Annotated in this window: 12 protein-coding genes and 1 pseudogene; 10 read left to right on the top strand and 3 right to left on the bottom strand. The window is 40.5% G+C overall.

Annotated elements, in window-relative coordinates:
• Positions 1–150 precede the first annotated feature (150 nt).
• A complete protein-coding gene (locus E0485_RS04620; RefSeq protein WP_132416785.1) occupies positions 151–1,485 on the bottom strand; it encodes a hemolysin family protein in 1,335 nt (444 codons plus the stop codon).
• Positions 1,486–1,742: 257 nt separating this feature from the next.
• Here E0485_RS04620 and E0485_RS04625 point away from each other — a divergent pair, with 257 nt between their 5' ends.
• The 8 genes and pseudogenes from E0485_RS04625 (at position 1,743) to E0485_RS04660 (ending at position 6,278) form a co-directional block, all read left to right on the top strand.
• Complete coding sequence (locus tag E0485_RS04625; protein ID WP_132416786.1) at positions 1,743–2,351, top strand: FMN-binding negative transcriptional regulator; 609 nt, start codon at positions 1,743–1,745, stop codon at positions 2,349–2,351.
• A 25-nt stretch (positions 2,352–2,376) separates the two neighbouring features.
• The gene (locus tag E0485_RS04630; protein WP_132416787.1) at positions 2,377–3,273 is read left to right on the top strand and encodes a phosphotransferase; all 897 of its coding nucleotides are present in this window, start codon (positions 2,377–2,379) and stop codon (positions 3,271–3,273) included.
• 43 nt (positions 3,274–3,316) lie between these two features.
• A pseudogene (locus E0485_RS25425) lies at positions 3,317–3,552 on the top strand (hypothetical protein).
• Positions 3,553–3,564: 12 nt separating this feature from the next.
• Positions 3,565–3,957: a VOC family protein gene (locus E0485_RS04640; protein ID WP_132416788.1), complete on the top strand. Its 393-nt coding sequence runs from the start codon at positions 3,565–3,567 to the stop codon at positions 3,955–3,957.
• 43 nt (positions 3,958–4,000) lie between these two features.
• Positions 4,001–4,456, top strand: coding sequence for a GNAT family N-acetyltransferase (locus tag E0485_RS04645; protein ID WP_132416789.1), 456 nt, complete (start codon positions 4,001–4,003; stop codon positions 4,454–4,456).
• Between the two features lie 12 nt (positions 4,457–4,468).
• Positions 4,469–5,002, top strand: a complete 534-nt coding sequence (locus E0485_RS04650; RefSeq protein ID WP_132416790.1) for an NUDIX hydrolase — start codon at positions 4,469–4,471, stop codon at positions 5,000–5,002.
• Between the two features lie 155 nt (positions 5,003–5,157).
• On the top strand, positions 5,158–5,655 hold the full coding sequence (locus E0485_RS04655; RefSeq protein WP_132416791.1) for a YbhB/YbcL family Raf kinase inhibitor-like protein: 498 nt from the start codon (positions 5,158–5,160) through the stop codon (positions 5,653–5,655).
• Positions 5,656–5,729: 74 nt separating this feature from the next.
• Positions 5,730–6,278, top strand: a complete 549-nt coding sequence (locus tag E0485_RS04660) for a DUF1697 domain-containing protein (RefSeq protein WP_132416792.1) — start codon at positions 5,730–5,732, stop codon at positions 6,276–6,278.
• Here E0485_RS04660 and E0485_RS04665 read toward each other — a convergent pair whose 3' ends face one another.
• Both E0485_RS04665 and E0485_RS04670 read right to left on the bottom strand, forming a co-directional pair.
• Positions 6,279–6,848: an LOG family protein gene (locus tag E0485_RS04665; protein WP_132416793.1), complete on the bottom strand. Its 570-nt coding sequence runs from the start codon at positions 6,846–6,848 to the stop codon at positions 6,279–6,281.
• Positions 6,849–6,923: 75 nt separating this feature from the next.
• The gene (locus E0485_RS04670) at positions 6,924–7,808 is read right to left on the bottom strand and encodes a LysR family transcriptional regulator (protein WP_132416794.1); all 885 of its coding nucleotides are present in this window, start codon (positions 7,806–7,808) and stop codon (positions 6,924–6,926) included.
• Positions 7,809–7,930: 122 nt separating this feature from the next.
• Here E0485_RS04670 and thrC point away from each other — a divergent pair, with 122 nt between their 5' ends.
• The gene (gene thrC / locus E0485_RS04675; protein ID WP_132416795.1) at positions 7,931–9,172 is read left to right on the top strand and encodes a threonine synthase; all 1,242 of its coding nucleotides are present in this window, start codon (positions 7,931–7,933) and stop codon (positions 9,170–9,172) included.
• Positions 9,173–9,306: 134 nt separating this feature from the next.
• Positions 9,307–10,929, top strand: coding sequence for a GGDEF domain-containing response regulator (locus tag E0485_RS04680; RefSeq protein WP_132416796.1), 1,623 nt, complete (start codon positions 9,307–9,309; stop codon positions 10,927–10,929).
• Positions 10,930–10,946 lie beyond the last annotated feature (17 nt).

Below are 10,946 nucleotides of genomic sequence, written 5' to 3' on the forward strand. Positions count from 1 at the left end.
TGGCAGGAATCCCAAATGAATCACTCCCTTATGATAGGCTATCATATCGTATGCAGGGGTGAATATCATGGATTGGACGGTATGCGCCTAAATTCAATTTTATACAAAAAAACCCCAGTCGGGCACGCCCGAGCTGAGGTTAATACTTATCTATTGTGGAACTGCAATCATTTCGTCTTCCGAATCTGATTCTGGTGCGATATTCTCTAAGATGACTTCCACTTTACGAATACGGTTCTTACTCATATCTCGAATGATCATTGTCACATGATCAACTTGTAACTTGTTTCCAGGTTTAGGCTCCTGAATCTTGGTAAACATCCAGCCACCAAAAGTATCGACTTCTTCATCCTCTATATCAAGACCTGTTAAGTTACAAAACTCGTTTAAGGACACTTTACCATCAACGAGATAGCTGTCATCCGACAATTTTTCAATCTCTTTGCGCTCATCAGCGTCAAATTCATCCCTAATCTCGCCGACGATTTCCTCTAAAATATCTTCAATTGTAATGATCCCTGAAGTCCCGCCATATTCATCAATCAGCAGGGCAATATGAACTTGTTCTTGCTGCATACGCTTGAGCAACGATTTAACAGGAATCACTTCGGGTACCGTAAGTAAAGGATGGATGAGATCTTGAAAATTAAAGTTATCTTTATCATATTCCAAGAATATCTGCTTCGTATTAATCATCCCGACGATGTTATCTTTGCTGTTCATCGCAACTGGGAAACGTGTATACTGCTCTTTACGGATAATGTCGAAGTTTTCTTTTACCGTATTATTTGTATATAAACATACCATGTCCATACGTGGTACCATGATTTCTTTTGCAAGCATTTCATCAAAAGCAAAAATCCGACTTACATAACCATACTCTGCATTGTTAATTTTCCCACTTTGATAGCTCTCGGATAAAATAATTTGAATTTCCTCTTGGGAATGGGCTTCTTCATGCTCATTGGCTGGCTTCAGTCCAAACATTCTAACCAGAAGGTTAGCCGAGCCGTTCAATACCCAAATGAAAGGATACATCACTTTATAAAAATAATAAATCGGTTTTGCGGTAAATAAACCAATCATTTCAGCCTTTTGGATTGCCACTGTTTTTGGCGCAAGCTCACCTACGACAACATGCAAGAACGTTACAGAAGCAAAAGCGATCAAGAACGATAAAACGGAACTTATTTCAGTTTTGACGTTAAGATATTCAAACAATGGATGCAGTATGGCTTCAACAGTAGGCTCTCCAAGCCAACCAAGGCCTAGTGATGTAATTGTAATTCCTAATTGGCAGGCTGATAAATATCCATCCAGGTTGCTAGTGACCCGCTGAACGGCTAATGCATTGTTTCGTCCTTCTAACACCATTTGATCAACTCGGCTAGAGCGTAACCTCACAAACGCAAATTCCGTTGCAACGAAGAAAGCTGTTAATACAATCAGTATGGCAACCATAAACAGATTAAATCCTATACCCATATAATTTTGTCTCATCCCTTTTTATTTATAAATTTAGGTTCATATGAACTTATTTTACGAACTATTAAGAAAAATATCAAATGACCGCTTGCAACATATTAGACGGTTGTAGCACAATTCCATGCGTTAATGGTTCCAAGACCTATGTTTTCTTTCATATGCTCTGCATTACATGTGTTTTTGAAGGAAAATGGGCTTGAAGCAGGAAAACGACTGATATTGACGAAAACTAACATGGTAAAGTGGGGTGATATTCTATGTATATTCCTAAACATTTTAAAGTTGAAGATAAGCAAGTGATCTATGATTTTATTGAGAAGAATAGTTTTGGCATTCTGGTTTCCAGCCACAATGGCGTGCCTTATGCTACGAATTTGCCACTTGTGCTTGATCGTGATCAAGGTTATTTGTATGGACATTTTGCAAGACCGAATACACAGTGGTTGGATATTGAAGAACAGGAGATTCTGGTTATTTTTCAAGGTCCTCATCATTACATTTCGTCTTCTTGGTATGAAACGAATGAATCCGTTCCAACTTGGAATTACGTTGCCGTACATGTGTATGGCAGGGTAGAGCGTATTGATGATCGGACGGAGTTATTACATGGTTTAAAAGAGCTCGTATCCAAATATGAAGAAATGAGCAGCAGCTATACGATAGATGAGCAGAATCAGTCTTATGTAGACAAATTGATACAAGGAATCGTTGGATTCAGATTGAAGATCAATCGGCTCGAAGGCAAGTGGAAGCTGAGTCAAAATCACTCTGCTGAGCGTAAAGAAATGGTTATTGAGCAGCTTAATCTCATTGGTACAGATCATGCTAAAGAAATCGCTAATTTAATGAAAGAGCGTATGAAGTAAATGATAATAGGGTGGTTAAAGACATATGTATGCAGAATACGATCAAATCCTCTTAATCTATGAAATTCGGGATATTGTTAACGTATGCCAACTGAAACATGGAAATACGTCTAAAGCAGCCAAAGTTGTTACCAAAGATACAGCATATATTCTCAGAACGCTTCATTCGCGATGGCAGGGAGAATGGGAGTATCAAATCTCAGAGTATTTAGGACCATTTAGAATAGCTCCACGGATTATACCAACGAAGTATGGGGCAGCTTATGCAGTAGTTGCGGGTAATTATTATAATCTTCAAGAATTTATTGCGACTGATACAGAGGTTACGCAAGGGATTAATTCGGAGATGCTTGGTCAGACGATTGGGACAATGCATTATCTCATGAATCAAGTGAAGCTTGAGAACTATCAAGAGGATCGATTTAAGTTAGAGACTCAATACACGAAGGCTCTAAGGAAATGGAATTTAACTGATTTCACGACTTATGTCCCGAATTTAGATGAATTAGTTCATGAATTAAAAATACTGGATACTACTAATGATGGTGATTTAATTCACGGGGACCTAGGTAAGTGGAATATGTTGTTTCATTCTGATCAAATTACGGTTATCGATTTTGGAGAAGTGCGATATGGAAGCAGATATATGGATTTGGCAGCCGTTGTAACATCGATATGGGGCAAGGTCCAAACCGTAGAGACGTGTAAATCTCAGGTACTCAAATTTTTGGATTGGTACACACATTTTAATGGTACTGTAGATTACGCTAAGCTTATAAGTTACATCAAACTATGGAATTTAAGAGGATTCTTGTCCATTCTAACAAAGACAGATGAATTAATTAATGCAGTTAATTATTATGATAAGCTGAGAAATAATGAATCGATTCTCATTGATGTTTTAGGCAAATCCGAAAGTTGAATTACATGAAAATTTCGATAATAATGTGAGGAGCTGCCATAACATGAATCCGATTGATAAACGGAATCGATTTGAGGAGGGGTCTTCTCCTATAAAATCAATAAGGACAATAAGGTTTTTATATATTGGCAAGGCAAGCAAGTTATGATATTAGTTGGTAAAGTTAGCGAGAAATTCTTGAGTAAAATTCAGACCGCAGATTTTAAAGACGCGCAACTTATTATGGCTAAAGTGACAGGGAACTTTAAACGTGGCAATGAAAAAAATCCAAAGCGATAGGGGAAAAAACACATGAGCAAAGTTAAATTTTCAGTCCAAGTATTATTAGTATCTGATCTAGCAAGATCCCAAAACTATTATCGAGATGTATTAGGCTGTGAAGTAAATGATTTTTGGGCAGTTCGTGATGAGTTTGCACTCGGATTTAAACTGATGCAAGCAAATGACCCTGCTGATGTACAGCCGAATAAATCGGGTAAGGGGCAGCTTATCCCTTGGGATACCTATGCTTATGTAGATACTCATGATGAGTTAAATCAATTAATCGAACAGCTGAAGAGCAATGGCGCTAAGTTCATTCAAGAGCCTGTTGCAATCGATCAAGGCTGGGGCATATGGAAGGAATTTGCTATAGAGGACCCTGACGGCTATGCCATTGGTTTTGGTTCGGGTAAGAAGAGTTAGTATCGAAATTAATACTTGGAATAACGGAGGATGAAGCTAGCTAATGACAGACATAGTTAGAGAAGCTACAATACAGGATTTAGAGCAAGTATGGCAACTACTTAAGACAAGAGGAGCTACAGATTCTAAAGAGCTAGCAGAAGAACGAATTCTAAAGGTAATTGCCAGTGATGATCATTATTTGTTGATCGCAGAATATGAAGATACAATTGCAGGGTATGCATGGGCACAAAATTATGGTCCTCATTTACGTTCGGGACAGATGCTGTTTCGCTTTCATGATTTATTTGTTTATGAACAATACCGTCATAAGGGTATCGCTGCTTCCTTACTTAATAGCATTATTCATTGGGCGAAGCAAAGTGGCGCTTCATGGTTGCAGTGGAATGCGAACCCAACATCATCTAGCTTCTACTATAAGCTAGGATACAAGTCGTCACCTGAAGAAGAAGAGGGATTCCCCTTCTTTGAACTTGATTTTACAGCTGATAATAAATAAAAGGATGAAGCCATGCTTAAATACAACATATGCTTTGTTAGAAGAAATAACGAGATTCTCCTTCTTAATCGAAACAAGCCCTCATGGATGGGAGCTTGGAATGGAGTAGGCGGCAAACTGGAAGAAGGCGAAACACCAAGAGAAGCTATCTTTCGGGAGGTGTTTGAGGAAACGGGTCTAAATCCTCCCACCATGAGTTTCAAAGGATTTGTCACATGGGATGTAGATGATCGTTACATGGGCGGCATGTACTTGTACTTAGCTGAACTTGATACAGGTATTTCTTATAATACACCAATAAAAATAGAAGAGGGTATACTGGACTGGAAACCGATCGAATGGATTATGCATCCGGAAAATATAGGCGTAGCCAGTCATTTGCCAAACTACTTGCCATTTTTATTGGAAGATGAAGGGTGCTTTAATCATCACTTTCTTTTCAGACAAGGGAAGCTTATCGGTTTTATCTCGAAACCTGTACAAGCCGCCTACGAGAATTATCAAGGAGATCTTATTCAGCATTTTCAGGAAATTGCCGTGATTTAGTACCTAACGTCAATGGAACAATCATTTGGACTGTGCCAAGATTTCGTTTATACTGGTGATAAGGCCTTAGGGCTGTAATACTGTTAGTTGTAAGACCGTCGATGTACTACCTTATTAGTGAATATTGAGAAATTGAACTTATTGGAGGTAATCACATGCGCATTACAAGTACAGGAATTATCAAAGGTGTTATTGAAGACAAATACGGCAAAAGAGGGACCCAATTCAGTCCAGGCGGAATGCCTACCTATTCTTTGCCCTTTAAGATTCGCAATAGTCACAAGGACACAGTATCCTTTGCGCTCGTTCTAGAGGATAAAGATGCCGTTCCTGTTTGCGGATTCAGCTGGATTCATTGGGTAGCAGCCAACATTACGAGGCAAGAGCTTAAAGAGAATGAAAGCGTTACTGCAACTGATTTCGTACAGGGTACGAATAGCTGGTCAAGCAATCTTGGTGAACTTGATCGGATGGAAGCAAGCGTATACGGAGGTATGGCTCCTCCAGATGCACCGCATACGTACGAACTGCATGTATATGCATTAGACACTACGCTTGATCTTAAGCCGGGATTCTATATGAATGAGCTATACAAAGCAATGGATGGTCACATTATTGAACAAACAACGCTAAAAGGTACATACGCGAATTAATAAGTCAAGGTATGCTTAGCTTGCGGTTTCGCTTGATAAGCATACCTTGTTATATGAACAGGAGAGGTACACGGATGACAATCTATGTCGCACTGCTACGAGCGATTAATGTAAGCGGTCATAACATGATCAAAATGGCCGAGTTGAAGAGTATGCTGGAATCGATGGGATTACAGCAGATCCAGACTTATATTCAAAGTGGGAATGTAGTATTCGAGGCAAAGGGAGATGCTGAAACGCTAAGACTGCAAATCGAGGACCAGATTAAGTTGACATTCCAACTCACGATTGATGTCATTATTCGTACAGCAGATGAGCTGAGACAGATTATTACCGAGTGTCCATATGACGAGAACACACTTCCTGAAGGTGCAGGAATTCATGTGTCTTTTATCCAGAGCACACCACCGCAAGATAGAGCCGCCCTGTTATCTAACATAGAAGAGGAATTAGATAAATGCCATTTAGTAGGACGAGATCTATACTTGCTGTTACATAAAGGCGTGAAAAATTCCAAAGTACTTTCCGCATCCGCGAAGCTTCGAGTACCTGCTACAGTAAGGAATTGGAGAACGGTAAACAAGCTTCTTGCCATGGTTGATGACATAGAGAGAACACGTTAATTACTTATTATAGCTTTTGACGGATGGGGCTTGATAAATTTCAAAACGGTTAAGGAGTTCTTCAGGTGAAGGTTCAACGATTAGCATAGCGTGATATTTTTCCTGTAAGAACTGTTCTTTCATCATATGATTAAAAAATGTTGTTAACGGATCATAGTATTGATTCACGTTCAAAAGTCCAATCGGCTTCTGATGGATTCCAATCTGTGCCCATGTAAATACTTCAAAAAACTCTTCCATCGTACCTGGTCCACCAGGAAGGACGATGAACGCGTCCGCTAACTCAGCCATTTTGGCTTTACGCTCGTGCATGTTGTCCACCACATACATTTCGGATAAGCCTTGATGCGCGATTTCACGATCGATTAGTAATTGCGGCATAACCCCAATGACTTGACCATTCCCTTGCAAAACAGTGTCGGCAACTGCTCCCATTACACCGACGCTTGCGCCACCGTATACAAGTGAGATGCCTCGTTTTACTAACTCTTGACCTAATGCAACTGCACCTTCTATATAAGCTGGGGATGCTCCACTGCTTGAACCACAGTATACTGCCACTCGTTTCATATGTATGACCTCCACTTAGATGTATTTGTTTATTGATCATACTCTATTATAAGTAAAATGGTGAGAATGACAAAGCTAGATTTGCTTAAATAACTGAGCAAAAGAACGAACCTGCGGAGGCAAAGGATCATTTGCACGCATACAACAATTAATGGCGTTAATTGTTTGCGATTCGGTGATATTTAACCTGATTAATAATCCATTCTCGACATATTCAATAGCTTCCAACCGCGAAGCAAGTGTAATTCCAAGCCCGGAAAGTGCCGCTCTTAGCGCTTCCTGAGGTCCGCTAACTTCAATAGTGGATTGTGGTTCAGGAACGCCACTAGACGTACACAAGGAGAGCCAGGCATCTCGTGTAAAGCTGCCAGTTTCTCTCACAATGCAAGGATAATCATTTACCTCATGAAATTGTACTTTACGATGTGCAAGGGGATGAGAAGGCAAGGCAACGAACCATAATTCATCTTCTTGGATGACGAAAGATTCTATCTCTTCTGGGAATCGATAGGGATGACCTCCGATAAAAGCTAAATCGGCTTCATAACGAAGGAGCTTGTCTATTGCCGTCTGTGTGTTGCTAGAGGTTAGACTCACCTGAACATCGGGATGCTGCTTCCGATATTCTGCAAGCTTAGCAGGAAGGATATAGTTGGCAGGCAAGTAGGTGGATATTAATGTGAGGCTGCCTTTGGACCCTTGTTGATATTGTTTGCATTGTTGATCGATCTCAGCTTCTAACGCAAATAAGCGAGCTGCTTGCGCTGCAAGCCAGTCACCAGCTTCCGTTAAGACAATCCCTCGACCATTCATGCGCGTTAATTGAAATCCCAGCTCATTCTCAAGTTTGCGAAGCTGCATTGTCACTGCTGGCTGGCTAATTCTTAAATATTCGGAAGCTCTGGATACACCACCTAGAGTAGCAATCGCATGAAAAATACGCAGACCATGTAAATTCATCTTACTTGCTCCGATCTTATATCAATATTATTTATATATACTTAAATTATATATATTATTTTTATGCAACGCTATCCAGTAAGCTAAGATTATCCAATTTTAGTTTACAAGGAGTGTCCAGAATGAGAATTCAATGTGTAGATTGCGGAGAACAAATGAAAGATTGGGCAGTTAGATGTCAATGCGGGGGGATATTAGAAATCAAACGAGATTTATCTAGTTTAGATCGCGATTATTTATTGAAGCTGTTCAATGAGCGTTTATATGAACGTGGAACCTTATATGCTAGCGGTGTTTGGCGGTATAGAGAACTGATTGCTCCAGAACTGCCACAAGACATACTCATTACAAGAGGAGAGGGGAACACGGGATTATATAGCAGCAAATCCGCAGCGGATTATGCTGGGATTCGACAGCTTCAGTTCAAAGCGCAAAGCGAGAATCCAAGTGGTTCTTTTAAAGATAATGGGATGGTGGTCGCTGTTTCGCATGGTTTGTCGCTTGGCAAGCATCGATTTGCATGCTCTTCAACAGGCAATACGTCTGCTTCACTATCTCTGTATGCCGCTTGGTCTGGCACATCTTCCTACATATTCGCTCCTGCTGAACATATTTCGGCTGCCAAAATTAGTCAAACAGCAGCTTATGGAGGTCACTTAGTCCGATTCCACGGAACTTATGATGATGGGATTCATTTTCTTGAGCAATATGCGGATGCACTTGATTTGTATGTCTGTAATTCATTGAACCCTTATCGGATCGAAGGGCAGAAAAGCATCATATTCGAGCTTGCCCAGCAGCTAAATTGGTCTATGCCGGATTGGATTGCAATACCTGGGGGTGCGCTTAGCAATGTGTCTGCATTGGGCAAAGGACTGGAAGATTTGTTCACATTAGGATTAATCAATAAGCTTCCACGAATTGCCCTTATTCAAGCGGAAGGAGCTAGTCCTTTTCATCGGATGATGCAGAGTAATGACACGTCACTGTTACCTGACAGTAATCCCTTCACAAGAGCGAGCGCAATGAACATTGGGAATCCGCCGAGTTGGAAGAAGGCGCGTCATGCGATCCAGCTGACGAATGGAATTACGGCATCGGTAACAGATGAAGAGATCATGCAGGCGAAGCAAATTATCGATCGGAACGGTATTGGCTGTGAGCCTGCATCAGCAGCAACGCTAGCTGGAATCAAGAAGCTTCGTGCAATTGGGGTTATCGATAAGGATGAACATGCGGTTTGTATTCTTACAGGGCATCTGCTAAAAGACATTGCTGCTTTAGACGAGCTATATAGCCATGATCAAACTTCCCAACAGGCAGTTGAGCTAACACAGGAGCAAGTATCCATCAAGTGTTACTAAGCATGAATGTTTAACCTGAACATTTTGTTTATATCTGTCGAAACATTGTTCCCTAGGCATCACAATAATGATAAGATAAGTCTTGTATCATTCAATAAAACGATATAGAACTTAGCTATGGGGAACTAGAAAACATGAACAAATATAAAGAGCTTGTACAGCAGCGGATCAGCATAACAATCGATAGTTGGTTTGAACGCAAAGGTGTGGAGGAGCAGGAGCTCTACCGGTTCTTTCATAATTTGAAAGGAACAAGCGGAACTGTCGGTCTCATTGATATTCAGCATTACGCTGAAGACAAACTATTATTATTTCAAGAGGATAGTTCAGCGATCATCCAGTACAACGACTGGGCGAAGCATGTCTATCCTTTAATTCAATTTTTCGAGGAGAATCAGGAATCAGCAGTTAATGAGGGTAATACGATATCAGATGTAGTGGATGTCAGTGATGTCATGAGCAAGCGAATTCTGATCATCGATTCCGACATTGAATTTACAGCTTATTTGAAAGAAGTGCTCGAAAAGCGGTTATACCCTGTTAGTATCGCACTTTCAGCAGCTACAGGGCTTAAATTTTTCTACGATCGCAAGCCAGCGTTAATTCTACTTAATGTTTATTTGCCTGAATCTAACGGAATTGAAGAACTGAAGCAGATCGTGTTAAAGGCAAAACAAGATCACATTCCGATCATTGTCATAAGCTCTAAGCAATCCAAGCAGCAGATCATCGAAGCATATCGGGCAGGGGCGATGGATTATTTGTCGAAATCGATTGATCCTGACATACTGCTTGCTATCATCGACAACAGGCTCCAAATGAAGCTGGATTGGGAACGTTCGATTGTTATTGATGAGCTGACGGGTGCTTATAATCGTAAGCATTTTAACCTAGTTCTAAATCATTTGATTTCGGAGTATGAGCGATCGGGTGCGAATTTCTCAGTTGTTATGCTAGATTTGGATCATTTCAAGCGAATTAATGATACATACGGGCATCTCATGGGGGATGAGGTATTAAAGCGTTGTATTGTTACCTTCCAGAATATAATTCGACAAGGAGATGTGCTGTGCCGATATGGAGGAGAGGAGTTCGTGCTGCTTCTGCCGCATACGAACGCACTTGAATCTGAAGCTATCGTTCAATTAATGAGAGAACAGTTCTCACAGGTTCTATTCAGGGCGGAGACTGAATCATTCTATGTGACATTCTCCTCAGGGATTAGTGAAATTAATGCTCGTAATAACCACCCGGAGAAGCTTGTTGAAGAAGCAGATCAAGCGCTATACAAGGCCAAACGTTCGGGCAGAAATCAAACCGTGATCTACCATGAGGAGTTAGGGATTGGATCAGAACCCGATCTTCATGTCATGATTATTGATGATGATGCGATTATGAGACAAATTATTGCAAAGCCATTCTTATCATGGCAGCCTTCAGCTAATATGAACGTGAATGTAACTGAATTTTCGGACGGCACATCCTTTATCCAATCAGATTGGTACAAGCCTGGAGATAAATTTATCCTCCTATTAGACGGTACAATGCCAGGATTAGATGGAATGGATGTCTTAAGACAGGTGCGAAACAGTCATCCTGAACAAGATATTCTGATCGTTATGCTTACTGCACGCAATAATCAAGCAGACATTGTACACGCCTTGCAGATCGGGGCAGACGATTATATCATCAAGCCGTTCTATCAAGAAGAACTGTTGTCGAGAGTGGAGCGTTTAGTCCATCGAATTCTGCATTGAAATTAATTGACTCTTAA

The sequence above is a fragment of the Paenibacillus albiflavus genome, from assembly GCF_004344915.1.
Taxonomy (GTDB): domain Bacteria; phylum Bacillota; class Bacilli; order Paenibacillales; family NBRC-103111; genus Paenibacillus_AM; species Paenibacillus_AM albiflavus.